Annotated in this window: 26 protein-coding genes; 12 read left to right on the top strand and 14 right to left on the bottom strand. The window is 69.5% G+C overall.

The window, feature by feature from the left end; all coding sequences use genetic code 11:
- Positions 1-382: 382 nt before the first annotated feature.
- From AB0K52_RS14395 to AB0K52_RS14375, 5 genes are all read left to right on the top strand, one after another.
- Entirely contained in the window at positions 383-1627 is a 1245-nt protein-coding gene (locus AB0K52_RS14395; protein ID WP_208496121.1) for a MurT ligase domain-containing protein, read from the top strand.
- Positions 1628-1646: 19 nt separating this feature from the next.
- The gene (locus AB0K52_RS14390; RefSeq protein ID WP_363531318.1) at positions 1647-2369 is read left to right on the top strand and encodes a glutamine amidotransferase; all 723 of its coding nucleotides are present in this window, start codon (positions 1647-1649) and stop codon (positions 2367-2369) included.
- A 143-nt stretch (positions 2370-2512) separates the two neighbouring features.
- Positions 2513-4426, top strand: coding sequence for a beta-galactosidase (locus AB0K52_RS14385; RefSeq protein ID WP_363531315.1), 1914 nt, complete (start codon positions 2513-2515; stop codon positions 4424-4426).
- A gap of 46 nt (positions 4427-4472) precedes the next feature.
- Positions 4473-6074: an MDR family MFS transporter gene (locus AB0K52_RS14380; RefSeq protein WP_363531312.1), complete on the top strand. Its 1602-nt coding sequence runs from the start codon at positions 4473-4475 to the stop codon at positions 6072-6074.
- A gap of 30 nt (positions 6075-6104) precedes the next feature.
- On the top strand, positions 6105-6719 hold the full coding sequence (locus AB0K52_RS14375; protein ID WP_363531310.1) for an NAD(P)-binding domain-containing protein: 615 nt from the start codon (positions 6105-6107) through the stop codon (positions 6717-6719).
- 19 nt (positions 6720-6738) lie between these two features.
- Here the strand turns inward: AB0K52_RS14375 and AB0K52_RS14370 are convergent, their stop codons facing one another.
- The 3 genes from AB0K52_RS14370 to AB0K52_RS14360 form a co-directional block, all read right to left on the bottom strand.
- Positions 6739-7122, bottom strand: a complete 384-nt coding sequence (locus tag AB0K52_RS14370) for a type II toxin-antitoxin system VapC family toxin (protein ID WP_363531307.1) — start codon at positions 7120-7122, stop codon at positions 6739-6741.
- A complete protein-coding gene (locus AB0K52_RS14365; RefSeq protein ID WP_363531304.1) occupies positions 7109-7354 on the bottom strand; it encodes a type II toxin-antitoxin system prevent-host-death family antitoxin in 246 nt (81 codons plus the stop codon). The genes AB0K52_RS14370 and AB0K52_RS14365 overlap by 14 nt, the downstream gene beginning before the upstream one ends.
- A gap of 78 nt (positions 7355-7432) precedes the next feature.
- Positions 7433-7702, bottom strand: coding sequence for a hypothetical protein (locus tag AB0K52_RS14360; RefSeq protein ID WP_363531301.1), 270 nt, complete (start codon positions 7700-7702; stop codon positions 7433-7435).
- A gap of 414 nt (positions 7703-8116) precedes the next feature.
- Here AB0K52_RS14360 and AB0K52_RS14355 point away from each other — a divergent pair, with 414 nt between their 5' ends.
- The 3 genes from AB0K52_RS14355 (at position 8117) to AB0K52_RS14345 (ending at position 11963) form a co-directional block, all read left to right on the top strand.
- Complete coding sequence (locus AB0K52_RS14355; RefSeq protein ID WP_363531299.1) at positions 8117-8635, top strand: DinB family protein; 519 nt, start codon at positions 8117-8119, stop codon at positions 8633-8635.
- A 324-nt stretch (positions 8636-8959) separates the two neighbouring features.
- Entirely contained in the window at positions 8960-10081 is a 1122-nt protein-coding gene (locus AB0K52_RS14350; protein WP_363531296.1) for a hypothetical protein, read from the top strand.
- 703 nt (positions 10082-10784) lie between these two features.
- On the top strand, positions 10785-11963 hold the full coding sequence (locus AB0K52_RS14345) for a hypothetical protein (RefSeq protein ID WP_363531293.1): 1179 nt from the start codon (positions 10785-10787) through the stop codon (positions 11961-11963).
- A 24-nt stretch (positions 11964-11987) separates the two neighbouring features.
- Here AB0K52_RS14345 and AB0K52_RS14340 read toward each other — a convergent pair whose 3' ends face one another.
- Genes AB0K52_RS14340 through AB0K52_RS14300 form a run of 9 tightly spaced genes read right to left on the bottom strand, consistent with a single transcriptional unit; the run spans position 11988 to position 19346 of the window.
- A complete protein-coding gene (locus AB0K52_RS14340; RefSeq protein WP_363531290.1) occupies positions 11988-12653 on the bottom strand; it encodes an acVLRF1 family peptidyl-tRNA hydrolase in 666 nt (221 codons plus the stop codon).
- Positions 12637-12975 carry a metal-sulfur cluster assembly factor gene (locus tag AB0K52_RS14335; protein ID WP_205325677.1) on the bottom strand — a complete coding sequence of 113 codons (339 nt, stop codon included), beginning with the start codon at positions 12973-12975 and terminating at the stop codon, positions 12637-12639. The genes AB0K52_RS14340 and AB0K52_RS14335 overlap by 17 nt, the downstream gene beginning before the upstream one ends.
- A gap of 32 nt (positions 12976-13007) precedes the next feature.
- Positions 13008-13460, bottom strand: coding sequence for a Fe-S cluster assembly sulfur transfer protein SufU (gene sufU / locus AB0K52_RS14330; RefSeq protein WP_363531286.1), 453 nt, complete (start codon positions 13458-13460; stop codon positions 13008-13010).
- The gene (locus AB0K52_RS14325; protein ID WP_363531284.1) at positions 13460-14728 is read right to left on the bottom strand and encodes a cysteine desulfurase; all 1269 of its coding nucleotides are present in this window, start codon (positions 14726-14728) and stop codon (positions 13460-13462) included. Before AB0K52_RS14325 ends, sufU begins: the two co-directional genes overlap by 1 nt.
- Before the next feature lie 21 nt (positions 14729-14749).
- Complete coding sequence (sufC, locus tag AB0K52_RS14320) at positions 14750-15511, bottom strand: Fe-S cluster assembly ATPase SufC (RefSeq protein ID WP_208496140.1); 762 nt, start codon at positions 15509-15511, stop codon at positions 14750-14752.
- The gene (locus tag AB0K52_RS14315; RefSeq protein WP_363531282.1) at positions 15508-15906 is read right to left on the bottom strand and encodes a non-heme iron oxygenase ferredoxin subunit; all 399 of its coding nucleotides are present in this window, start codon (positions 15904-15906) and stop codon (positions 15508-15510) included. The genes sufC and AB0K52_RS14315 overlap by 4 nt, the downstream gene beginning before the upstream one ends.
- Positions 15903-17120, bottom strand: coding sequence for a Fe-S cluster assembly protein SufD (gene sufD, locus AB0K52_RS14310; RefSeq protein ID WP_363531279.1), 1218 nt, complete (start codon positions 17118-17120; stop codon positions 15903-15905). The genes AB0K52_RS14315 and sufD overlap by 4 nt, the downstream gene beginning before the upstream one ends.
- Positions 17121-17153: 33 nt before the next feature.
- Positions 17154-18587: a Fe-S cluster assembly protein SufB gene (gene sufB / locus AB0K52_RS14305; protein ID WP_363531276.1), complete on the bottom strand. Its 1434-nt coding sequence runs from the start codon at positions 18585-18587 to the stop codon at positions 17154-17156.
- A 27-nt stretch (positions 18588-18614) separates the two neighbouring features.
- Positions 18615-19346, bottom strand: a complete 732-nt coding sequence (locus AB0K52_RS14300) for a metalloregulator ArsR/SmtB family transcription factor (protein WP_363531273.1) — start codon at positions 19344-19346, stop codon at positions 18615-18617.
- 165 nt (positions 19347-19511) lie between these two features.
- On the opposite strand from AB0K52_RS14300, the gene AB0K52_RS14295 reads away from it, so the two are divergent.
- Positions 19512-20498: a COX15/CtaA family protein gene (locus tag AB0K52_RS14295; RefSeq protein WP_363531270.1), complete on the top strand. Its 987-nt coding sequence runs from the start codon at positions 19512-19514 to the stop codon at positions 20496-20498.
- 48 nt (positions 20499-20546) lie between these two features.
- On the opposite strand, the gene AB0K52_RS14290 is transcribed toward AB0K52_RS14295, so the two are convergent.
- Both AB0K52_RS14290 and AB0K52_RS14285 read right to left on the bottom strand, forming a co-directional pair.
- Positions 20547-21020: a MerR family transcriptional regulator gene (locus tag AB0K52_RS14290; protein WP_363531267.1), complete on the bottom strand. Its 474-nt coding sequence runs from the start codon at positions 21018-21020 to the stop codon at positions 20547-20549.
- Between the two features lie 9 nt (positions 21021-21029).
- Complete coding sequence (locus AB0K52_RS14285; protein ID WP_363531264.1) at positions 21030-21878, bottom strand: SDR family NAD(P)-dependent oxidoreductase; 849 nt, start codon at positions 21876-21878, stop codon at positions 21030-21032.
- A 313-nt stretch (positions 21879-22191) separates the two neighbouring features.
- Between AB0K52_RS14285 and AB0K52_RS14280 the strand changes: the two genes are divergently transcribed.
- From AB0K52_RS14280 to AB0K52_RS14270, 3 genes are read left to right on the top strand one after another with little or no spacing between them, the layout of a single operon-like run.
- Positions 22192-23160, top strand: coding sequence for an ADP-ribosylglycohydrolase family protein (locus AB0K52_RS14280; protein WP_363531261.1), 969 nt, complete (start codon positions 22192-22194; stop codon positions 23158-23160).
- A 51-nt stretch (positions 23161-23211) separates the two neighbouring features.
- Positions 23212-23850 carry a phosphatase PAP2 family protein gene (locus AB0K52_RS14275; RefSeq protein ID WP_363531258.1) on the top strand — a complete coding sequence of 213 codons (639 nt, stop codon included), beginning with the start codon at positions 23212-23214 and terminating at the stop codon, positions 23848-23850.
- Positions 23847-25427, top strand: coding sequence for a phospholipase D-like domain-containing protein (locus AB0K52_RS14270; protein ID WP_363531255.1), 1581 nt, complete (start codon positions 23847-23849; stop codon positions 25425-25427). Before AB0K52_RS14275 ends, AB0K52_RS14270 begins: the two co-directional genes overlap by 4 nt.
- The last annotated feature ends 107 nt before the right edge of the window (positions 25428-25534 follow it).

Below are 25534 nucleotides of genomic sequence, written 5' to 3'. Positions count from 1 at the left end.
TATGGGCTGGTCAGGATTGGTGGAGGAGGGTGGAGTGACGAGTGCGCAACACGTGGCCTGGAAGATGAATTTCGTTCACGGTTCACTCGCGCGGGTGGGTTGGGGCCCTTGGGGTCCGCGATCCGCGCGACGAGGCGGGCACGCAGGGCGAGGGACGCGGGCACGGTGCGCGGCGGCGCGGTCACTGTGGAGTGACCGGTGGCGGGGAGTGGAGGGCCGCACCGCTGCCAGGTGCGCCGGGGGCATCGGCGTTCGTCGCTGCCTCGCGTTGCCGGGTCCGCTCAACCTCACGCGGGGCCGCCACTCATCACGCGTTCCGGTGCGCATGTGACAAACTCTTCTGCATAGTCACCGGTTCCGATCAAGCCGAAAGCGAGCCTGCATGAGCGCGAATCTGACCCCACGCGCGAAATTCGCCACCACGCTGTTGCGGACCGCGGCGGCGCTCTCGCGGGCGACGGGCCGCGGCGACGGCTCGGTGATCGGCGGGCGCGTCGGGTTGATCGTCGAACCGAGGCTGCTGGAGCTGCTGGCCGAAGGCCGCCACGTAGTACTCATCTCGGGCACGAACGGCAAGACGACGACGACCCGGTTCACGACGGCGGCGATCGAGGCGATCGGGAAGGTCGCCACCAACTCGTTCGGCGCGAACATGCCGACCGGGCACACGACGGCGCTCGCGAAGGCCCCCAAAGCCGAGTACGCGGCGCTGGAGTGCGACGAGCACTACCTGGGCCAGCTGCTCGACGCGGCGAGCCCCAAAGTCGTCGCGCTGCTGAACCTCTCGCGCGACCAGCTGGACCGGGCCATGGAGGTCACGGCGCTGGCGGCGAAGTGGCGCCAGACCCTGCAGACCTCCGCGGGCCAGTCGACGATCGTGGCGAACGCGGACGACCCGCTCATCGTGTGGGCCGCCTCGGTCTGCCAGCGCGTCGTGTGGGTCGCGGCGGGCCAGTCGTGGACGGCGGACTCGGCGATCTGCCCGAACTGCGGTTCGCACCTGGACCGGTTCGGCGAGTTCTGGCGCTGCACGAACTGCGGCCTGAACCGGCCGAGCCCGCAGTGGTCGGTGGCGCAGGAGGGCGAGGCCGTGGTCGGCCCCGACGGGCGCCGGTACGAGCTGAACCTGCAGCTCCCGGGCCGGGTGAACCGCGCGAACGCGGCCACGGCGCTGGCCGTGGCGAGCCTGTTCGGGGTAGACCCGGCGCAGGCGGCGCCCCGGCTCTCGGAGGTCGCCTCGGTGGCCGGCCGGTACGCGAAGGTCGAGCGTGAGGGCCGCCAGCTGCGGCTGCTGCTGGCGAAGAACCCCGCGGGCTGGCTCGAGTCGTTCGACATGATCGAGCCCCACCCGCCGGTGGTCCTGTCGCTGAACGCGCGCGAGGTGGACGGGTTCGACACGTCCTGGATCTACGACGTCGACTTCACGTCCCTGGCGGGCCGCAAGGTCGTGGTGACCGGCGACCGCCGCACGGACCTGGCGGTGCGCCTGGAGGTCGACGGGGTCGACTTCATCGTGGTGGACGACATCAGGGCCGCGATCGCGGCGGTGCCGCCGGGGCCGGTGGAGGTCGTCGCGAACTACACGGCGTTCCAGGACATCCGCGCCGAATTCAACCGGGTCAACTAGCGAGAGAGAGCGTCCCACCGTGGCCATGAGCACTTTGCGCATCGTCTGGCTCTACCCCGACCTGCTGTCGACCTACGGCGACCGGGGCAACCTGCTGGTGCTCGCGCACCGCGCCCGCGCGCGCGGCATCGACGTGGAGCCCATGCAGGTCCGCAGCGACCAGCGGGTCCCGCACACCGCGGACATGTACCTGATCGGCGGCGGCGAGGACGGCCCGCAGGCCGTGGCCGCCGACCGGCTGCTGCAGGACGGCGCGCTGAACCGGGCCGCCGAGGCGGGCAAGCCGATCCTGGCGATCTGCGCCGGGTACCAGCTCCTGGGCTCGTCGTTCTACGCCAACGGCCGCGCCTACGAGGGCCTGAACATCCTCGACCTGCGCTCGGACCGCGGCCCGTCGCGGGCCGTGGGCGAGATCGCCGGCGACGCGGCGCCGCAGCTGGGGATCGGGCAGATCACCGGGTTCGAGAACCACGGCGGCCGCACCCACCTGGGCGAGGCGGTGCAGCCGCTCGCGCGCGTGACGGCGGGCATCGGCAACGACGGCACCACCGAGGGCGCCTGGGCGGGGCACGTGATCGGCACGTACATGCACGGCCCGGGCCTGGCCCGCAACCCGCGCCTGGCGGACCTGCTGCTGGCGTGGGCGGTCGGAGTGGACCCGTCGCAGCTCCCGCCGATCGACGACACCTGGCCGGAGCGGCTGCGCGCCGAGCGGTTCGGGGCGCTGGCGGCCGCGCAGTAGATCGGCCGCCCCCGGGGAACGCGCATCGCACTCGCATTAGGCTGGCGAAACCACCCAGATGCGGTTAGTTTTGTCAGGCAACTAACTGCCCCTCGGGCGCGGCACCCCGGCCGCGCCCGTGCGATGCGCGCGAGGAGAACCCCATGGACTGGCCCAAAGGCGTCAGCGGACTGAGCTACGGCGGCGACTACAACCCCGAGCAGTGGCCCGAAGAAGTCTGGGACGACGACGTCATGCTCATGCGCGAGGCGGGGGTGAACCTCGTCAGCGTCGGCGTCTTCTCCTGGGCCAGGCTCGAACCGCGCCAAGGCGAGTACGACTTCGACTGGCTCGACACCGTGCTCGAGAAGCTCCACGCCGGCGGCATCGGCGTCAACCTCGCCACCCCGACCGCCTCCCCGCCGCCGTGGTTCACCCTCGCCCACCCCGACGCGCTCAACACCCGCCCCGACGGCGTCCGGCAGGTGCACGGCTCCCGCGACACCTACGACATCTGCGCGCCCGCCTACCGCGAGGCCTCGCGGACGATCGCCGCGAAGCTCGCCGAGCGGTACGCCGACCACCCCGCGCTCGCGATGTGGCACGTCCACAACGAGTACGGCTCCGCCACGTTCTCCGAGCACGCCGAGCGGGCCTTCCGCCAATGGCTGCAGGCGAAGTACACCACCCTCGAAGCGCTCAACGCGGCGTGGTGGGGCTCGTTCTGGAGCCAGCACTACGGCGACTGGGAGCAGATCCTCGCCCCGCGCGCGACCCAGTACCTCGCCAACCCCGCGCACGAGCTCGACTTCAAGCGCTTCACGTCGGATGCGATGCTCGAGCACTACAAGGAGCAGCGCGACATCCTGAGGGCGGCGAACCCGGACATCCCGATCACCACGAACTTCGTGTTCGGGCAGTGGGTCCCGGTCGACCACTGGAAGTGGTCGTCTGAAGTGGACGTTGTCGCGTTCGACTCCTACCCGTCCGCGCCCGACGAGCGCGCCGAGCAGCAGAGCGCCCTCCACGCCGACCTCTCCCGCTCCTGGGCCGGCGGCGGCGACTGGCTCCTCATGGAGCAGGCCGCCGGAACCCTCCACTCCAAGGACGGCCGGATCGCCAAGGCCCCCGGCCGCATGGCCCGCCACTCCATGATGCACATCAGCCGCGGCTCCAAGGGCGCCATGTTCTTCCAGTGGCGGGCCGGGCGCGGCGGCGCCGAGCAGTGGCACTCCGCGCTCCTCCCCCACGCGGGCAAGAACACCCGCGTCTTCCGCGAAGTCGCCGAACTCGGCAACACCCTGCCCGGGATCGCCCACACCGTCGAGGCGCCCGTCGAGACCGACGTGGCGATCCTCTGGAGCCCCGAGTCGTGGTGGGCCACCGGCGGCGGCGCCCACCTCCCCGGTCCCGTCGACTACCTCGAGAACGTCGCCCAGATCCACCGGGTCCTGCGCGACCGCGGCGTCGTCGCCGACTTCGTCGCCCCCGAGGGCGACCTCTCCAAGTACACGACGGTGATCGCCCCCACCACCTACGTCCTCAGCCGGGCCGGAGCCGAGAACCTGCGCTGGTTCACCGCCGGGGGCGGCCGCCTCGTCGCCTCCTACCTCACCGGCGCCGTCGACGAGCACTGCCAAGTCTGGCTCGACGGGTACCTCGGGGGCATGACCGACCTCTTCGGCATCCGCGTCACCGAGCACCTCCCCCAGGCCGCCGGCGAGCCCCGCGCCCTGTGGAACTTCGGCGCCGCCGAGCGCTTCTGCGAACTCGTCGAACTCCGCGGCGCCCAGTGCGTCACCCAGTACGCGACCGGCGACGTCATCGAGAACCAGCCCGCCGTCACCGTCAACCCCTTCGGCGAGGGCGAGGCCTGGTACGTCTCGTGCAAGCTCGTGGACGACGCCTGGGACCGCCTCTTCGAAGAGCTCAAGCTCTCCGGCCCCGGCCGCCCCGGCCTCGACGTCGTCGACCGCGGCCCCTGGCGGTTCATCATCAACCACACCGACAAGGAAGCGCAGGTCGGGAACGTCATCGTCCCCGGCGGTTCATGGGCCGTGGACCGCAAGCCCGAATAAGGAGTTTCGGCCCGCCTCAACGGAGGCGGGCCATACGCTCGACCACATGAGCGAACCCGCGCCCGCCGCACTGAGCAAGAGGGAGCTGTACACCCTCTTCGGCGCGCTCATGCTCACCATGCTCCTGGCGTCCCTCGACCAGACCATCGTCGGCACCGCCCTGCCCACCATCGTGGGCGACCTCAACGGCATGGGCGACTACACGTGGGTCGTCACCGCGTACCTCATCGCCACGACCGCCTCCACCCCGCTGTACGGGAAGCTCTCCGACCTCTACGGGCGCCGGCCGGTCATCCTCGTCGCCATCGTCATCTTCCTGACCGCCTCGGCCCTGGCCGGGCTCTCCCAGACGATGCTGCAGCTCATCATCTTCCGCGGCCTCCAGGGCCTGGGCGGCGGCGGCCTCATCTCCCTCGCGTTCACCGTCGTCTCCGACGTCGTCTCGCCCCGCGAACGCGGCAAGTACCAGGGGTTCTTCGGCGCGGTCTTCGGCATCTCCTCCGTCGCCGGGCCCGTCCTCGGCGGTTGGCTCTCCGAAGTCGACTGGCGCTGGATCTTCTATATCAACCTCCCCCTCGGCCTCGCCGCCATGGTCGCCGTCGACCAGGTCCTGCGCCGCCACCGCTTCCCCACCCGCCGGCGCCGCATCGACTACCTCGGCGCGGCCTGCCTCGTCCCCGCCGTCGTCTGCCTGCTCCTCGCAGTGACCTGGGGCGGCAGCGACTACGCCTGGGACTCGGACGTCATCTTGGGGCTCTTCGGGTCCGCCGCGGTGCTCACGGCCGTGTTCCTCTACGTCGAGACCCGCGCCGAAGAGCCGATCCTGCCGCTGCGCATGTTCAAGCAGGGCACGTTCGCGCTCGCCGCCGTCATCGCGCTCGTCTTCGGCGTCGCCATGTTCTCCGGGATCGTCTACATCCCGCTGTTCTTCCAGATGGTGCGCGGCTACTCGCCCACCGAATCGGGGCTGCTCATGATCCCGATGATGGCCGGGATGGTCCTCACCTCGGTCTCTTCGGGGTTCGTGATCTCCCGGCTCGGCCGGTACAAGTGGTTCCTCGTCGCCGGGTCGGTCGTCATCACCTCCGGACTCGCCCTGTTCACGCAGCTGCACGTCGACACGCCGCTCTGGCTCTCCAGCCTCTACCTGCTGGTGCTCGGCATCGGCATGGGCATGTTCATGCAGCCCTTGGTGCTCGCGATGCAGAACATCGTGCGGATCGAGGACCTGGGCGCGGGCACCGGCACCAACAACTTCTCGCGCTCCCTCGGCGGCGCGATCGGCACCGCCGTCCTCGGCGCGGTCATGACCGCGAAGCTCAACGACGAGCTCGCCGCCAACCTCCCGGCGGCCGTCACGAAGCTGAGCCCGGCCGAGGCCGCCGACTTCGGCGACACCGACCTCTCCGCCGTCATGGAGTCCCCCACGGTGGTCGCGAACCTGCCCGAACCGGTGCGGATCGTCGTCCAGCAGGCCTTCACCGACGGCCTCGACCGCGTCTTCCTCGCCGCGGCGCTCATCGCGGCCGTGACGATCGTGCTCACCCTGTTCATGCCGAATCTGACCCTCCGCGGCGCCGCACCCGCGCGCGCCGTGGGCGACCCCGACGCGGCGGCCGCCGAGATCCGGGCCGACACCGCCCCCTGACCGACGCTCAGTGCAACGCAAGGAGGAACCATGGAGATACTCATCGTCGGCGCGGGCGGGATGGCCCGCGGCATCGGCCTGCGGCTCGTCCGCGGAGGCCACCAGGTCCGCATCGCCGACCGCGAACCCGACAGCGCCGCGGCCCTCGCCGAGGAGCTGGGTGCGAGCGCCTCCGGGGAGGCGCTCGACAGCGCCGCGGGAGCCGAGGTCATCGTGCTCGCGATGCCATTCGAGGGCAACAGGCAGGTCGCGGAGATGTGGGCCGGCCAGCTGTACGGGAAGATCGTCGTCGACATCTGCAACCCGGTCGACTACGCGACCTTCGACGGCCTCGTCACCCCGCCCGGGAAATCGGCGGCCGAAGAGATCGCCGAGGCCGCGCCGGGCGCGCACGTCGTCAAGGCCTTCAACACGACCTTCGCGTCCCGCCTCGCGAACACCGGCAGGCTCGACATCTTCATCGCGGGCGACGACCTCGACTCCCGCAGACTGATCGCGGACCTCTGCACCGACGCCGACCTCCGCCCCATCGACGTGGGCGGCCTCAAGCACGCCCTCGCCCTCGAGTCGATCCAGCTGCTCCACATGAAGGTCCAAGGCGAGATCGGCGGCAACTGGGCCACCGCCCTCACCTTCGCGCCCTGAACCGGAGCGGGCGGCCCGGCTACACGGTCGAGTCGACCACGAAGTCGCGGCCGAGGCCGAGCAGGACGGCGTCCGCCGTCATCAAGGTCAACCGGTGCTGGCACGCCTGCGAGACGATCAGCCGGTCGAACGGGTCGTGGCGGACCAGCTCGAGGAAGTCCCGGATGCCTTCGGCATGGTCCGCCGAGATCTCGAGGAGCTCGAGTCCGTGGGCCGCGGCTTGGTCCGCGAAATCATCCGGGATCTTCAGCTTCCCGAGCATCGACTTGATGGTCAGCTCCCAGACCGTGGCGACCGAGACGTGCACCGCCGCAGCCGACTCGATCCGCTGCCGTGCCCGGGCTCCGAGCCGAGGGCTGTCGTCCATGACCCACAACGCGGTCTGGCTGTCAAGCAGGAGCATCGGCGTCTCCGTAGAACATCTCCTGGATGTCGGGATCGACGTCGAACACCGCGTCGTCGTACTCGAGCCGCCCCTTCAGGCCGCCGAACACCACCGGCCGGTCGCGGTGCGGGACGAGGTCCACGACGGGCTTGCCCGCCTTCGCGATGACGATGTGCTCGCCTCGGGCGGCACGCTCGATCAGCCGAGACAACTGGGTCTTGGCCTCGTGGATGTTCACGACATACGCCATGCAGCGAGTCTATCAAATTAGCCAGGCTTAGCTAAGTTCATCTCGAGTAGTGAGGGAGGCTAGAGGCCGCAGTCGTCCTCACCTTCGCAGATGAAGTAGGTCAGGACGATCCGCGTATCGGGATCGGCTTCCTGGTTCCCGGGGGCTCTTGAGCTGCGCCAGCGCCAGGGCTTCACGCAAGAACCGGGCTCGGGCGATCGCGGGCGCCTCATGGCCGCCGCGCTCGTGCAGCAGCTTGACGGCTACCTCGCGTTCGAGGAGCTGGTCGTGCGCGTGCCAGACCTCCCCCATCCCGGCGCCGATGCGCCGGTCCAGGAGATGGCGGTCTGCGAGGAGGGGGTCGACCACGTGGCGTCCTTCGGGGTGTCAAAGGCCGAACGGGAAAGCGGACCCAGTGTAGTCAGCCGCTGCGCAGCCTCTGCTGCCCGCCGGATCTGTTGCGCGCTATGCCAAGAGGGTGGTGGAGCCGATGGCGCGGCACACGGTTTCGGTCAGGGGCAGCTCTGGAGGTTGTCCGGCTATTGGAGGGAGCCGTCTTCGCGGTGCGGTTGCTTCAGCCGGTGCGAGAGAGATTGAAGAGTCGGACGATGCCGAGCCTCGCAACCTCGACGGCAGCTCCTCGCCACTACGTCGGCGAGCCGGAATGATTGCGCTCGTGGCGATTAGCCACCGTCGGCGAAGATCGGCCGGTTCTCCGGTGATGGTTACTCTGCACGCTCAGGTTGATGGCTGCGGACTTGGTCCCTCGCGGTAGCTTGAGGCATGACCTTCATCGCGCCTGACGTGGAGCGGCAGTTTCCTCCTCTGCAGGGGGGAGAGCGTGCCATGCTCGAAGGCTTCCTCGATTGGCATCGCGACACCCTGCTGCACAAGTGCTCGGGGCTCAGCGGTGGGCAGCTCAAGCACGCTTCCGCCGAGCCGTCGAACCTCACGCTGCTCGGGCTGGTCCGGCATCTGACCGATGTCGAGCATGGTTGGTTCTGCGGCCGCTTCGCCGGCGAGCGGGATCACCCCAGGTACAACTCCCAGGACAACTCCGACGCCGATTTCGAGGAGGCTGGCGACGCCGATCCCGAGGAGGCGTTCAAGCGGTATCGGGTCGCCGTCGAGGCTGCGCGCGCCTCAGTCGCCGAGTGCGACCTCGACGCTACCTTCACCCACCCGTCCGGGAAGACCGCTTCGCTGCGATGGCTCTACCTTCACATGATTGAGGAGTACGCCCGCCACAACGGGCACGCGGACCTTCTTCGCGAGCGGGTCGACGGCACCACCGGCGGATGACGGGACGCATCACCGCGATCAGCAACGCCCACAACCAATAGCGGGCCAGCCTTTAGGTTCGGCGATGTCGCCGGATTCCGGGATGGGCGATTCGAACGGGTCAGGGGATACCATTGCGATGCCGCCCTTGACATTCCGACAAACCGGGATAGAACGGGTTTTGTCAGGAAGGCGACACCTGAGTAGACCGTGGGCATGTTATGCCATTGCTAGGCTGAACTGGCAACGCCGAGCATCTCATCTGCATTCCGATTAGCCCCTGGAGCCTCGTTGTCCTCGACAAAGGCGCACGAGATGAATTCGCCACCGAACCGAGCTGCGGCATTGTCCACCGCAGACTCCCGCATCGCTGATCTCGACGCGTTCGCCGCCGCAGGTCGCAGATACACGACTTGGGAATACTGTCGTGTCCTGGGTTCGCTACTAGCGGCCAGGCGCTCCCACGCCGAACTGCAGTCTGATCTTCAGAGCCGCATCGATCGCGCGGCCATGACACTCGCGGCCCGTCAGGATCAGGGAGGGCACTTTCCCAGCGCGGAATTCGGCTTCGCCGCGACCGAGGTGACGGCCCAGGCCCTGATCACGCTCGCTCAGGCCGGGTACCCGCGCGACCGCACCGTCGACCGGGCCCTGGATTTCCTCGAACGGCAGGTACGACTCAGTGACGGCTCGGTTCGGTCGACCAGCGACGGCGAGGACGTCGGCTGGCCCAGGGGGCCGGAACCAACACGGTCCATCGTCGAGACGCTGGCGACCGGGGAGGGAGTCAAGCGAGTCCTTCCGGCTTCGTTGACACTGCTCGCCTTCTCCTTGTGGGACACCCGACCCGAGCAGCGGGAACTCATCGCGGAATTCCTGCTTCGACAGGGCCGGCAGGGAATGTGGGGCCCCATCCAGCAGGCACCGCCATCGCCGGCGTTCACCGCGGTCGCGCTTACCGCGCTCATCTCCTCACGACACGACTCGGCCCGTTTCGACGACTCGTTCCGGTACCTGCGGAGCACTAGGCTCCGCAATGGGCGCTGGGTACGCGACTTGGACCAGTGGCTCGTCTCCTCACAGGACCACGAGCTCTATGCCAGCATCTCGATCCCCACGACCACCTGGTGCCTGACCGCGCTGGACTTGATCGAAGACCCCCGCTCGGTCCGCGGTTCGCTCGCCGTCCCGGATCCACTCCGGGCGAATGACGAAGCGAGCCCTCCCGCGCCCGGAGGACTGCGCGCACTTCGCAGGATCATGGGCACCAAGCGGTTCCTCAACGGACTCTTCTTCGCCTTCATCGCCATGGCGACAGTGCTCGCGGTCGTCCTTCTCGAGAACCCCGGCGCGACCGCGATCTCCTCGATGCTGTTCGCCTCGTCGGTGGGCCTCCTCGCCTGCACTTGGCAGCTGCTCCAGCAACTCAGACATGATCGGCGCGAACCCGGTCGACAACATCAGTGATTTGCGACATATCACGTCAGGGCACGTTCGGAGCGGCATGTTGCACGTGCAGTTGTGCCATGCATCGACCGGTGCGACAGCGCGGAACATCAACTGCCGCGCATTAGCCGTTCGATCATGAAGCAACGTTCCACAAGACGTTGTGCCACAAGCATTCTCAGATCGACATCGTTGAGTTCAACCGAAGGCGAACACGGTTGAACATTCGTTTGGGAAGTAAGTCAAACATCGATGCCTCGCCAAATGCCCTTCAATGCTGCCAAGAGTTTGCAGGTGCCGCATAAGCGAGACATACATAGATATTTATCTATGTAATTTCTGTCGGGTAATCGACAGTACGAGCGCCCGGAATATACCTATTGCCTGCCCTAAATTCGGGGATCGAAATTACGCTCAGGTACGCTACGGAGATGGCAAACGCAGTGGACCGCCACCGAGCCCGGCCGGGTGGCCAAGGGCCGGAAACGGGCCGGGGGCCGAGGCCGCTGCGAGGTTCGCGCAATTGTCGCCCACACCGTCTAGGCTCGGGCGCGACGCGAAGTGACAGGCCACTACGGGCACCGCTTTCGCGGCGACCTTCGTGGACCTGAACGCACCGACCGGAATCTCACCGAACGAACGGCCCCCAGCCGCTTCCTCCCGCAGCTTCACTCGCTTCCCCAGCCACGCCTCGACAGCATGGCCGCTTCTCACCGGAGAGTCAGTGTCACAACGCCGGTCCCAACTCATCCGCGACATCGACAGCACCGTCGAATACGGACATCGTCAGATCCTGAAGCACCGCGAAGGCCCCGACGACCTGTGGCTCGCCTACTTCGTCGGCGGCACCCAGCTGTCGGTGTGCGCGAGCGCGGCCTCTTTCCAGTTCGACATCCGCATCGGCAGGGCCGAGTCGGGAACCATCGGCGAGAAGGACCACAAGGCACTGATCCGCAGGCTCCCCAACTCCGGAGCCGCCCGCTGCCACGTGCTCAACTATGCCGGACCTGAAATCTCCGCGAAGATCCTGACCAGCTTGCACGAGCCGCTGAAGGGGAACACGACCACGACGATCGCGCACATGCTCGACTTCGTGGCCGGAAAGGTGCGCTCCACCGGGTCTGTGGACACGCTCGACACGCGATGCTCCGGCGGCAACCGCATCTACCCTGCCGCAGCGTCCGCGATCGCGCTGGCGACCTGGCAACCCGCCGAGCGGGAGGCCGAGCTGGAGCGGCTCTCGGCGTTCCTCTGCCGCGAATTCGACCGAGGCAGCGGCGAGTGGCAGCCGGCCGATATGGGCACACCCGATCTCGCGGTGAACGCGGCGGCGTTCACCGCCCTGCGACTCATGGGCACCGGGGATTCCGTGGTCCGACCCGCGGCGCAGGCCATCGTCGCCACGGTGACCAAGGGACTCTCAGGACAGTTCTACGAAGAGAAGCTCGGCAAGAACGCCTCGGACATGTACGTCCCGTTGAAGCTCAACCGGTACTCCTGGGCAACGGAGGCGCTGGTCGCGATGCGCGGGCTGGTCAGGGAGCCCGAGCGGAAGAAGGCGCTCATCGCGCTCGCCCGGACACTGCTCGACCGGTACCGGCCCATGTCCGCGAACAACGGCAACCCGGGCCGCGAGCTCCCCGGGCAGGAGTCCATCGAGGAGTTCGCCCGCGACATGATCGCGCTCTGGACGATTCGGCAGGAGCTGTCCCACCGGTTCGGACCGCGCTTCCTCGCTTGGAGATTCACGACGTGGAAACGCCTGCCGGCCAAGAAGCAGCGCAGCTCGGTCGAGAAGAAAGCGGACCCTGAGCAGCAGATGCTCCACTGGACCAAGGCCAGCGTGATCGTGGGTGCGGCCATCGGCATCGCCGGCATCCTCATCGCCCTCCTGCTCGGCTGAACGGCCCGGCGGGGGCGGCGGAGGTCAAACCGAGAGGCGGACCGCGAAGCCGATGGCGCGGTAGGCGGTCGCGGTGAGCAGGGCGGCTTTGGGTTCGGCGATGTCGCCGAAGTGGACGGCGGGCTTGAGGCCGGTGAGGCGGGGGTCTTCGAGGATGCCTTCGACCGGGCCGCCGGTGACGAGGGCGTCGAACTCGGCGTTGCCGAGGACGGCGAAGACGGCATCGCGGGCGCGCTTCTCGGCGGCGTGGGCCTGGCCCTCGCGGCGGCGCGCGAAACGCTGCTGGGATTGGCCGCCCGCTTTGGTCTTGCCTTGGACATAGGCGGTGTCGGTCTTGGAGGCCTGCACGCGGCCGTCCTGGAGGATGCCGACCGAGTACGCGCCCTTCCTCGCGAGGAGCACGGCGATGCGGCGGGGCTCGAGGGCGTAGTCGCGCAGGTGCGCGGCGGCCTTCAGAGGGTCGTCGTCGAGGAGCCAGCCGGCGGGCAGGCCGCCGGCCAGTGTCCAGGTGACACTGGCCGACATGCCTTCGTTCGATTCGATCGTCCAGGCGTCGCCGTCCGCTCGGTGGGAGGCGATGCCGCCGTTGCGGGTCGCGAAGTTCTCGACCCAGCGCGGGAGCCGTTCGGGCTCGACCTCGACGATCTTCCCGCCGCCTGAAGCCGCGCGGACTCTAGACGTTGAAGCCAAGAGCGCGGAGCTGGTCGCGGCCGTCGTCGGTGATCTTGTCCGGGCCCCACGGCGGGATCCACACCCAGTTGATCTTGAGGTCGGCGGCGAGGCCGCCCTCGGGGCCGCTGCACAGGGCCGAGCGGGACTGGTCCTCGATGACGTCGGTCAGCGGGCAGGCGGCCGAGGTCAGGGTCATGTCGAGGGTGACGACGTTCTGCTCGTCCACGTGCACGCCGTAGATGAGGCCGAGGTCGACCACGTTGATGCCCAGTTCGGGGTCGACCACGTCTTTCATGGCCTCGAGGATGTCGTCCTCTTTGGCCTTCACGGTGTCGGTCATGCGTTCGTCCTTCCGGAGGAGGCTTTGCTCATTTACGGCTCGCGAGCTTCGCCGAGGCTGGCGCGGATCAAGGCGTCCTGGAACGCCTTCCAGCCCAGCAGTGCGCATTTGACGCGCATCGGGTACTTCGAGACGCCCGCGAACGCCACGGCGTCCTCGAGGGACTCCTCGTCGCCCTCGGACTGGCCCTTGGAGTTCATCAGCTCGGTGAACTCGGCCAGCTTCGCCAGCGCGTCGTCGACGGTGGCGCCGTTGACGAGTTCGTACATCACGGAGGCGGAGGCCTTCGAGATCGAGCAGCCGACGTTGTCGTAGGAGACGTCGGCGACCTTGTCGCCCTCCACGTGGACCCGGAGGGTGATCTCGTCGCCGCAGGTCGGGTTGACCTGGTGCGACTCGCCCTCGTAGGGCTCGCGCAGGCCCGCGCCGCGGGGGCGCTTGTAGTGGTCCAGGATGACTTCCTGGTAGAGCTCGTCGAGATTCATCAGCCGAACACCTTTCGCACCTGGCCCAACGCCTCCACGAGCCGGTCTATTTCCTCGTGGGTGTTGTAGAGGTACCCCGAGGCGCGCGTGGTGGCGGTGACGCCGAACCGCTCGCAGGTGGGTTTGGCGCAGTGGTGGCCGACCCGGACGGCGATGCCCTCGGCGTCGAGGATCTGCCCGACGTCGTGCGGGTGGACCCCCTCGAAGGTGAAGGAGACGGTGGCGCTGCGCCCGGTCGGGACGCGAGGTCCGACGATCTCGAGGCCTTCGACGGTCTCGAGCCGGTCGAGCATGTAGCCCGCGAGCTCCTTCTCGTGGGCGCGCACGTTCGCCATGCCGAGCTTGTCGAGGTAGTCGACGGCGGCGGCGAGGCCGACGGCCTCGGCGATCGGCGGCGTGCCGGCCTCGAACTTGGCCGGCGCGTCGGCGAAGGTGGTGCGCTCCATCGTGACGGTCTTGATCATCGAGCCGCCCGTGAGGAACGGGGGCATGGCGGCGAGCAGGTCCGCTTTCGCCCACAGGACGCCGATGCCGGTGGGTCCGAGCATCTTGTGGCCGGTGAAGGCGATGAAGTCGACGCCGAGCTCGGTCACGTCCACGGGAAGGTGCGGCACCGACTGGGAGGCGTCGAGCCCGACCAGGGCGCCGACCTCGCGGGCGCGCCGCGTGATCGGCGCGGTCGGGTTGACCGTGCCGAGCAGGTTGGCGACGTGCACGAAGGAGACGACCTTGCACCGCTCGGTGATGACCTCCTCGAGCGACTCGAGGTCGAGCCGGCCTTCGTCGGTGATGCCGATCCACCTGAGCGTCGCGCCGGTGCGCAGGCACAGCTGCTGCCACGGGATGAGGTTGGCGTGGTGCTCCATCTCGGTCACCACGACCTCGTCGCCGGGGCCGAGCTTGAAGCGCGGGTCGGCGGCGGGGTCGAAGGCGGTGTTCTGGAACGCGTAGGCCATCAGGTTGATCGACTCGGTGGAGTTCTTGGTGAACACCACTTCGTCGGGGCTCGGGGCCCCGATGAAGGCGGCGACCTTGGCGCGGGCGCCCTCGTAGGCCTCGGTGGCCTCGGCGCCGAGCGTGTGGACCGAGCGCGAGATGTTCGCGTTCGAGTGGTCGGTGAAGCGGCGCATGGCCTCGACCACCTGGACGGGCTTCTGCGAGGTCGCAGCCGAGTCGAGGTAGGCCAGCGGCTTGTCCCCGATCCTGCGCTGCAGGATCGGGAAGTCGGCGCGAATGGCCTCGACGTCGAGCTTGCTTGCAGCCTCCACGGGCTCCTTCTTCCTGGTTGGCTAGGCGGCCTTCGTGCCGACGTAGGACTCGTAGCCTTCGGCTTCGAGCTTGTCGGCGAGTTCGGGGCCGCCCTCTTCGGCGATCTTGCCGTCGACGAAGACGTGGACGAAGTCGGGCTTCACGTACCGCAGGATGCGCGTGTAGTGCGTGATGAGCAGGACGCCCGGGTTGCTCGTGGCCTTGGCGTGGTTGATGCCCTCGGAGACGATGCGGAGGGCGTCGACGTCGAGGCCGGAGTCGGTCTCGTCGAGGATCGCCATCTTGGGCTTGAGCAGCTCCATCTGCAGAATCTCATGCCGCTTCTTCTCGCCGCCGGAGAATCCCTCGTTGACGTTGCGGTTGATGAACGCCTCGTCCATCTTCAGCTCGGCCATCGCGCCCTTGAGGTCCTTCATCCAGGTGCGGATCTTGGGGGCCTCGCCGTCGACGGCGGTCTTGGCGGTGCGCAGGAAGTTGGAGACCGAGACGCCGGGGACCTCGACCGGGTACTGCATGGCGAGGAAGAGGCCGGCGCGGGCGCGCTCGTCGACGCTCATCTCGAGGACGTCTTCGCCGTCGAGGAGGACTTCGCCGCCGGTGATCTCGTACTTCGGGTGCCCGGCCAGGGAGTAGGCCAGGGTCGACTTGCCGGAGCCGTTCGGGCCCATGATGGCGTGGGTCTCGCCGGAGCTGATGGTGAGGTCGACGCCGTGCAGGATCGGCTTGGCGCCCTCGTCGGTGTTGACCGAGACGTGCAGGTCGCGGATCTCGAGCTTGCTCATGACAGGTTTCCTTCGGGCGATGCTTGCGAGCCCGTCATGGGCTCAGCGGCGTTTTCGGTGGTCTTGGGCTTGAGGCTGAGGTAGACGTCGCCGTCGCGGACCTCGATCGGGTAGGTCGGCACCGGCTCGGTGGCGGGCGGGCCGGACGGCTTGCCGGTGCGCAGGTCGAAGCTCGACCCGTGCAGCCAGCATTCGATCTGGCAGTCCTCGACGTCGCCTTCGGAGAGCGCCACGGCCGCGTGGGAGCACTCGTCGTAGAGGGCGAACGCCTCCTCGCCCCGGCGCACGAGCACGATCGACGTGCCGTGGATGTCGGCCGCGACGGCCTCGCCCTCCGGCAGTTCGTCGAGCGCGCACACGCGCAGGAAATCGGGGTCGGTCACGGTTTCGCTCATGCTGCGGCACCGGCCTCGATGTCCTCGGGTGCGAGGAACTTCCCGGCGTCGAGACGGGCGACGACGAGCTCGGTGAGCTCCTCGCGCAGGTCCTCGTCCGGGATCTTCTGGATGATCTCGTTGAAGAAGCCCTTGACGACCAGGCGGCGGGCCTCGGCCTCGGGGATGCCGCGCGACTGGAGGTAGAACAGGTGCTCCTCGTCGAAGCGGCCGGTCGCCGAGGCGTGGCCGGCGCCGACGATCTCGCCGGTCTCGATCTCCAGGTTGGGGACCGAGATGGCGCGGGCGCCGTCGGAGAGGACGAGGTTGCGGTTGATCTCGTACGTGTCGGTGCCGGTGGCGGCGTCCTGGATGAGGACGTCGCCGACCCACACGGTGCGCGCGGTGTCGCCCTGGAGGGCGCCGCGGTAGTTCACGTTCGAGTGGCAGTCGGGGACGGAGTGGTCCACGAGCTGGCGGTGCTCGAGGTGCTGCTCGGCGTCGGCGAAGTAGAGGCCGAAGGCGTCCACGGAGCCGCCGCGGCCGGCGTAGTCGACCGACAGGTACTGGCGGACCAGGTCGCCGCCGAGCGTGACGGCGATGTGGTCGAGCTTGGCGTCGCGGCCGAGCCGGGCCTTCTGGTGCTCGACGTGGGTGGCCTCGCGGTCCCATTCGGCGACCGCGACGAGCCGCAGGTGGGCGCCGTCGCCGACCGAGATCTCGACGTTGTCGCCGAGGCGGGCCAGGCCGGTGTGCCGCACGATGAGCGTGACGTCGGCGTGGTGGCCGACCTCGATGTACGTGTGGGCCCAGGTGGCGCCGTCGAGGCCGCCGCCGGTGACGTCGAGCCACACCGGCTCGGCGACCTGCGTCTCGGGCGCGACGGCGACGAGCAGGGCCTTCTCGGTCTTGGCCCAGGCGACCGCGCTCGGGCGGTCGAACGGGGTCAGGATCGAGCCGAGGCGCTTGTCGTCCTTGCCGACGGCTTCGGCGGTGACCCCCGCGGGCAGGCTGCGGATCGCGTACTCGGCGGCCTTGGCCGCCGGGGCGGTCTCGGTGTCGTCGAGGCCGGCGAGGCGCTTGACCGGCGTGTACCGCCAGTCCTCCTCGCGGCCGGTCAGGGCCGGGAAGTCCGCGGGCTCGAAGGAGCGCAGCAGCTGCGACTTGGTCTTCGGGGGCACCTCGCCGAGGCCGTGGGTGTGCGGCTTGGCGCCGGTGGCCAATTCGATGCTCATGAAATCTCTGGTTCCTAGTCCTAGCCGGGCCGCTTAACCGACGGCGCCTTCCATCTGGAGCTCGATCAGGCGGTTGAGCTCGAGCGCGTACTCCATGGGGAGTTCCTTCGCGATGGGCTCGATGAAGCCGCGCACGATCATCGCCGCCGCCTCGTCCTCGGTCAGGCCGCGGCTCATGAGGTAGAACATCTGGTCCTCGCCGATCTTGGAGACCGTGGCCTCGTGGCCCATGTCGACGTCGTCCTCGCGGATGTCGACGTACGGGTACGTGTCGGAGCGGGAGACGGTGTCGACCAGCAGCGCGTCGCACTTGACGGTGGACTTGGAATGGTGCGAGCCCTCGTTGACCTGCACGAGGCCGCGGTACGAGGTGCGCCCGCCGCCGCGCGAGATCGACTTCGACACGATGGTCGAGGAGGTGTGCGGGGCGGCGTGGGTCATCTTCGCGCCCGTGTCCTGGTGCTGGCCCTCGCCGGCCATGGCGACCGACAGGACCTCGCCCTTGGCGTGCTCGCCGACCATGACCACGGCCGGGTACTTCATGGTGACCTTGGAGCCGAGGTTGCCGTCGACCCATTCCATGGTCGCGCCCTGCTCGGCGACCGCGCGCTTGGTGACCAGGTTGTAGACGTTCGACGACCAGTTCTGGATCGTGGTGTAGCGGACGCGCGCGTCCTTCTTCACGATGATCTCGACGACCGCGGAGTGCAGCGAGTCCGAGGAGTACACCGGGGCGGTGCAGCCCTCGATGTAGTGCACGAACGAGCCCTCGTCGGCGATGATGAGCGTGCGCTCGAACTGGCCCATGTTCTCGGTGTTGATCCGGAAGTAGGCCTGGAGCGGGATGTCGACGTGGACGCCCTTGGGCACGTAGATGAACGAGCCGCCCGACCAGGTGGCGGTGTTGAGCGCGGCGAACTTGTTGTCGCCGACCGGGATCACGGAGCCGAAGTACTCCTGGAAGATCTCCGGGTGCTCGCGCAGGCCCGTGTCGGTGTCCATGAAGATGACGCCCTGCTGCTCCAGGTCCTCGCGGATGGAGTGGTAGAGCACCGTGGACTCGTACTGGGCGGCGACGCCGGAGACGAGCTGCTGGCGCTCGGCCTCGGGGATGCCGAGCTTGTCGTAGGTCTTCTTGATGTCCTCGGGCAGGTCCTCCCAGGACTCCGCCTGCCGCTCGGAGGCCTCGACGTAGTACTTGATGTTGTCGAAGTCGATGCCGGACAGGTCGGCGCCCCAGTTGGGCATCGGCTTGCGGCCGAAGAGTTTGAGGCCCTTCAGTCGCAGGTCGAGCATCCACTCGGGTTCGTTCTTGCGCGCGGAGATGTCGCGGACGACCTCTTCGGTCAGACCGCGGCGCGCGTTCGCTCCGGCGGCGTCCGAGTCGGCCCAGCCGTACTCGTACCGCTCCAGGGAGGCGAGGGCCTCGGCCTGGCTCAGCGGTTCGCTCTTCTGCGTGTCGGTCATCTCAAGTCTCACCTTTGACCTGTCGGGTTATCGGTCTGCGCGTTCGGGGTCGGGCAGCGGCACCGGGCCGCTTCCACCGTCGGCGCCCGCGGCCCGCAGGCCGCGGTTCGTGCCGGGCACGTGGGTGGTGCACACCCCGTCCCCGTTGGCGATCGTGGCCAGCCGCTGGACGTGGACGCCCAGCAGGCGGCTGATCACCCGCGTCTCCGCCTCGCACAGCTGCGGGAACTCCGCGGCCACGCCCGCCACCGGGCAGTGGTGCTGGCAGATCTGCCCGCCCGTCGCGATGACCGACGCCGTGGCGGCGTAGCCCTCGCCTGACATGGCGGTGGCCAGCGCCTGCGCGCGGGCCATCGAGTCGTCCGAGTCGACCGCGTCCATGGCGGCCCGGCAGCGGGCCTCCAGGCGGGCGACCTGCTCGGCCGCGAAGCCGCCTACGGCGTCTTCGCCCTCGAAGCGGCGGATCCAGCGCAGCGCCTCCATCGCGAGGTCGTCGTAGGTGTGGCCGAAGGAGGTGCGGGCGGCGGGCGTGAGCTGGTAGCTCTTGGCGGGCCGTCCGCGTCCGGCGGTCTTGACCACGCGGGTCTCGACCTGGCCTTCGGCCTCCATCGCGTCGAGATGGCGGCGGGTGGCGGTGGCGGTGATGCCGAGTTCCTGCGCGAGGTCGGCGGCCGTGGCGTGGCCGCGTTCGAGCAGCAGACGGGTCACTCGGCGGCGGGTGTCCCCGTCCGTCGAGTGGCTGGTCGCCCTCGTCACCATTTCCACAAGGTAAATGTTACTTAATTCGTCCTGGCACGTCGAGACGGCATGTCGTGAGACGGGGCACGCAGGTTTGCCTAACCTCACACACCCCGGGGGCCGCTCCAGCCCACACCGCGAGACCCGGCGGGCGGCGGCGCGGGGCCGCAGGGATAAATTCGCGGCGTGAACCTGTTGCAGCGGTGGTTTAGCAGGCCGGGCGCGGTGCGCCGATGGGCGCTCGCGAGCGTGGTCGCGAACGTCGGCATCATCGTGACCGGCGGCGCGGTGCGGCTGACCGAGTCGGGCCTGGGCTGCCCGGAATGGCCCAAGTGCACCGCCGATTCGCTGGTGGCGACCCCGGAGATGGGGGTCTATGGCGCGATCGAGTTCGGGAACCGGGTGCTGACCTGGGTGCTCGTGGCGATCGCGGTGGGCGCGTTCCTGGCGGCGTGGCGGCGGGTGCCGAAGCGCTCATCGCTGGTGAAGCTGGCGTTCGGAGCGTGCCTGTATGTGCCGGTGCAGGCGATTCTGGGCGGGATCACGGTCTGGACGGGCCTGAACCCGTGGGTCGTGGGCGCGCACTTCCTCGCGTCGATCCCGCTCGTGGCGCTCTCGGTGGCGCTGTACGTGCGTTCGGGCGAGCCCGACGGCGAGATCGTGCCGCTGGTCCCCCACCCGGTGCGGCTCCTCGCCCGCGGCCTGGTGGGCGTGGCGTTCGCGGTGATCGTGCTCGGCGTGGTCGTCACCGGCTCCGGCCCGCACGCGGGCGACGCCGAGACGCCTCGCAACGGCCTCGACCCGGCCCTGATGTCGCAGCTGCACGCCGACCTGGTGTGGCTGCTGCTGGGGATGACCGTCGCGCTGATCGCGACGCTGCACGCGGTCAAGGCGCCCGCCAACGCGGTGCGCGCGGCGTACACGCTGCTGGTGGTCGAGCTCCTGCAGGGCGTCATCGGGTACACGCAGTACTACCTGGACCTGCCCGTGCTCCTCGTCGGGCTCCACATGCTCGGCGCGGGCGTGCTGTGGGTCGCGGCGGTCCTGGTGCCCTTCAGCCTCCGCAAGCGCGAGCCGCACGCCGACGCGGTGCCGCTGCACTACGAGATCCACGGCGACCGCGAAGGCGACCGCATCGTGGAGAAGGCGGCTGAGGAAGCGCCTGTCGCGTAGTCGATGCTGTGCAGCGGCCCCGGGTGATCGCCCGGGGCCGCTTCGCGTTCACTCGACCGAGTCAGGGCCGGCCTCGCCGCCGTAGGTGGCGATCTTGAACTCGGTGGCGGCGAGGGAGAGGGTGAGTTCGCGGATGCGGCGGCGGATGGTGTCGCGGTGCTCGATGAGCATGTCGAGGCGTTCGGGGACGGTGGCGTCGCCGGCGTCGACCAGGTCGACGTAGTGCGCGAGGTCGCGCATCGGCATGCCGGACAGGCGCATCCGGGTGAGGAAGACGAGGCGGCGGACGGCGGCGGCGTCGTAGACGCGGTGGCCGAGGCCGTCGCGGGTGACGGTGACGAGGCCTTCGCGCTCGTAGTAGCGCAGGGTGTGCGCCGAGACGTCCAGGAGGTCGGCGACCTCGGCGATGGTCATCGCCTCGGCGGTCGGACCCGGGTCGGTGAGGTGGCGGATCGCCTCGAAGGAGACCGGGTCGTCGCCGATGGCCTCGAGCGCCCGCGTCAGCAGATCGTCGGTGGACATGCCGCAAACCTAGACGGGCCGGACCGAGGGCGCCATGCCCTCGAAGTCGGCGCTGCGGGAGAGGTCGGCGAGGCGTTCGATCTCGTCGAGGCCGCGCCGGTGCGCGGCGTAGAGGCGTTCGACCGCTTCGGCGCCGAGCGGGAGGCGCAGCGGCAGGTCGTCGCCTGCGACCAGGTCGGTGATGATGCGGGCGGCCTTGTCGGGGTCGCCTTCCTGGCGGCCGTCGACCCCGGCCATGTCGGCGCGGACCGCGGCGAGGGTGTCGCCGTAGACGGCGTCGGCCTCGGTGAACTCGAGGGCGCCGTGGAAGCCGGTGCGGAAGCGGCTGGGCTCCACGATCATGACGCGCACGCCGAACGGGGCGACCTCGCCGGCGAGGGACTCCGACCAGCCTTCGAGGGCGAATTTCGAGGCGGAGTAGGCCGAGACGCCGGGGAACGAGATGCGGCCGCCCTGGCTGCTCATCTGGATGATCGTGCCGCTCCCCTGGGCGCGCATGCCGGGGAGGGCGGCGCGGACGAGCGCGGCGGGGCCGAAGAGGTGGAGGGCCATGAGGTCGCGCAGCTGCGCGTCGCCGACCTCTTCGACGGCGCCGACGACGGCGCGGCCGGCATTGTTGACCAGGACGTCGATGCGGCCGAAGCGGTCGAGCGCGGCCTGGACGAGCCCCGGGGCGGCGTCGGTGTCGGTAACGTCGTGGGCGACGGCGGCGAAACCGCGGTGGGCGGCGGCCAGATCGGCGACCGTCTCGGGGTCGCGGACCGCGGCGAGTACGTTGTGGCCGTTGGCGAGTGCGGCGAGGGCGAGGGAGCGGCCGAGGCCGCGGGAAGCGCCGGTGATGATCCAGGTCGTTGTCATGGGCCCGACGCTATGGCTTCGAGCGCGCTCGAACGCAAACGAGCGTGGCCGGGGTCACCTGCGGGGGCGCGGCGGGTCCGCCGCGAGGGCGTTCCGGGTGTCCCGGATACCCGCCCGTTCCCACCTTCACCACTACCAGCGAAAAGGTGTCCCACAGGGGTACGACACGGTTCCCGGCTGCGGGCCGGGGCCGCAGGGCGAGGCCCTTTGATGGCCGGGACGATACGGCCCCGGGCCTGAGTCCGGGGCGTTCGATGGGCGGGGGCGCGGCGCGATCCGGGGAACGGCGGCATGGACGCCATAGAATTCCCGCGTGACTCAAGCGATCACGCGGCACGACCGCGTCCTCGGATGCCTCGTCGGCGGGGCGGTCGGCGACGCCCTCGGCTACCAGGTCGAATTCGAGCGGTGGGAGGGCATCCAGGAGGACTTCGGACCCGACGGCGTCACCGAACTGCGCTGGAACCAGATCTCCGACGACACCCAGATGACCCTCTTCACCGTCGAGGGCCTGCTCCTCGGGACGGACGGCAGCAGCGAAGAGGACCGTGTCGAGCAGATCCGCCTCGCGTACCTGCGCTGGCTCACGACGCAGCGGGAGCCCATGCCGCCCTTGGGATCCGAAGGCCTCGCCGCGCAGCCCTGGCTGTACTCGCGCCGCGCGCCCGGCAACGCCTGCGTCTCCGGACTGCGCGACGGCGGGCGTCCCGGCGTCAACCCGAACTCCAAGGGCTGCGGCACCGTGATGCGCTCGGCCCCGTTCGGACTCCACTTCGGACCTGATGAGGCGTACGCCTTCGCCGAGCGGTGCTCCCGGATGACCCACGGCCACCCGACCGCCGGAGCCTCGGCCGGGGCGTTCGCGATGATCGTGGCGCACCTGATGAACGGCGAGACGCCGCAGCGCGCGGTCTCCGCCGCCCTGCTCCACCTGCGCGGCGGCATCGACCGCTCCGAGACCGCCGACGCCCTCCAGCAGGCCTTCAAGCTCGCCGGCAACATCCCGCCCGGACCCAACACCTGCGCGCCGCTCGGCGAAGGCTGGATCGCCGAAGAGGCCCTGGCCATCGCCGTCTACTGCTTCCTCGGCACCGACGACGTCCGCAAGGGCCTCACCGCCGCCGTCAGTCACAGCGGCGACTCCGACTCCACCGGCGCGATCCTCGGCAACCTCTACGGCGCGGCCTACGGCCACGCGGCCCTGCCGAAGGAGTGGGCCTCCCAAGTGGAGGGCCGAGAGGTCGTCCACGCCCTGGCTGCCCTGATGGAACCCGTTGCCTGAGGCCGGAACCGGCGGATGGCGGACCGGGCGCGGCTGTGCCAAGCTGAACGGATGACCGCACACCCCGTCCGGAGCAGGCGCGAAGTCGCCGTCCTGCTCGTCCTCGTGGCCGCCCTCGCCGGCCTGTCCGCCTGCTACGGCCCGCTCAACCACGGTCCCGAGGACATGGTGCTCCGCACGCCGATCGACGAGCGCATCCCGCTCGTGCCCGCGTTCGTCATCCCCTACCTCTCAGTGTTCGCGCTCGCGGCGGTCACCTTCCTCGTGTTCGCGCTGCGCGCCGCCGACCTGCTGCTGAGCACGCTCCTCGCGGCGGTGATCCTGCTCCTCATCGCCTACACGGTCTACTTCACCGCCCAGACGCACGTCGCCCGGCCCGACGAGCTCGGCACCGGCCTGCTGTGGGACGGCCTGCGGCTCGTGTACGGCAACGACGAGCCCTACAACGCCTTCCCGAGCCTCCACACCGGGTTCTCGACGGTCTTCGCGATTCACTGGCTCCGCTACGGCGGCCGCGCCGGGATGTTGTTCACCGCATGGTGCGCGCTGATCGTGGTCTCGACGGTCTTCGTGCACCAGCACTATCTGGCCGACCTCGCGGGCGGCATCGCGGCCGCGAGCCTGGCCTCGTTCATCGCCTGGCGCTGCCGAGGGCTCTGGGCCGCTCCGAAGGCCCAGGCGGCGGCATGACCGCCGCAGTCGGCCCGGGGCCGCGCCCGACCCGCGGGAACCGCGTCGAGTTCCTGGTCGACAACGAGGCCGCCTGGGGACGCCTCGCTGCGGACCTCGCGGGCGCGCAGACCTCCGTGCGCTGCATGCTGTTCATGCTCGACCTGCCCCACGTGCGCATGGGCTTCGGCGAGGAAGTCGAGGGCCGCCCGGGCGCACCCGGCAGCGTCCGCATCGAGGAGGTCCTGCTCACGGCCGCCCGCCGCGGCGTCCACGTCGACATCCTGCTCAACGACGTGCGCCCCGGCTGGTCCCCCGCCAACACCGTCCGCGGCGTCGAACGGTACTTCGCCCGCCACGACGACACCGGACGCATCCGACTGCGGCGCTTCAGTACCCCGCAGGCCGCGCCGGTCCACGCGAAGCTCTTCGTCATCGACGACGCGCTCGTGCACTCGATCGGCTCGATCTTCGCCCAGGAGTATTTCGACGGCCCGGACCACACTGTGGACGACCCCCGCCGTGGTCACCTGCGCTGGCGCAGTTCGGTGCTCGCCCCGAACCACGACGTCTCCGCGCGCGTCACCGGCCCGGCCGCCGCCGACCTCGACGCGGTCTTCCGGCTCCACTGGGACCACTGCGGCCCCGCCGACCTGCCCGAGCGCAAGCCCGACGAGGTCTCCGGTCCGGTCCCCGTGCAGGTCACCCGCACGCTGCACGGCGGCCGCTTCGCGGGGTTGCCGCAAGGCGAGACCGGCATTCTCGAGTCCTACCGCGCGGCCCTGGCCGAGGCCGAGGACTTCGTCTACCTCGAGAACCAGTACCTCACCTCGAATGCGATCGGGGACGAACTCGTCGCCGCCCTGCGCCGCAGTGGACGGCTGCAGGTGATCGCGCTCCTCAACAGCCGCCCCGACATCCCCGGCTACCCCCTCTGGCAGGCCGAGGCGCTGGAGCGGCTGTGGACGGGCGTCCTCGAAGCGGGCGCGGCGAACCGCGTCGGCGTCTACACCGCCTGGAGCCACCAGGGGCGCTCGATCATCCGGACCCACATCCACTCGAAGGTCGCCATCGTCGACGACACGTGGTTGACCGTCGGCTCCGCGAACCTCGACGGCCTCTCCATACAGGACTCGGATCACCGGCGGCGGGCCTCGCTGCCGATGCGGTGGGCGGGCCGGGCGACCGGGGCGTTCGGGCCCGAGGCGCCGGATCTGGTGCGCGCGACCGAGGTCAACCTGTCGATCGCGGACTTCGAAGGCGGGGACGAGCCGGCCGTCCGGGAGCTGGCCGCAGGGCTGCGCCGCCGCCTTTGGGCCGAGCATCTCGGCCTGCCCGAGGCCGAGATCGTTCGCCCGCAAGGCGGTTGGGCGGCCCTGTGGCGCGACCGCGCCGACCTGAAGCTGCGGTCGCTGCGCGAGAGGCCCGGCGTACCGGAAGCGGCGCGTGTCCTGCCGTTCCCGCACGAGGGCACGCGGGTGCCGCGCGGCCTCGAGCGCTCCGCGGCCTACCTGCGGGCGCTCGGCGTCGAGACCGCGGATCTCGATGTGCGCCAGCGCATCCGTTCGTTCCGGTTCGACACCGGGACCTGGCGCTAGGTGTTCTGTCCTGGGAGGTTGTGAACACCGCAATGGCTGAGACGGGCTGAGACGGGGCGAGGGCCTTCTGGTTCGGTGTGCATCGCTACAAGACACGCCGACCCGGA

Origin of the sequence: Glycomyces sp. NPDC049804 (genome assembly GCF_040674615.1) — a bacterium.
In the GTDB taxonomy this organism is placed as follows: domain Bacteria; phylum Actinomycetota; class Actinomycetes; order Mycobacteriales; family Micromonosporaceae; genus Glycomyces; species Glycomyces niveus.
The sequence above is the reverse complement of the archived record's forward strand: the minus strand, read 5'-3'. Positions and strand labels throughout refer to the sequence as shown.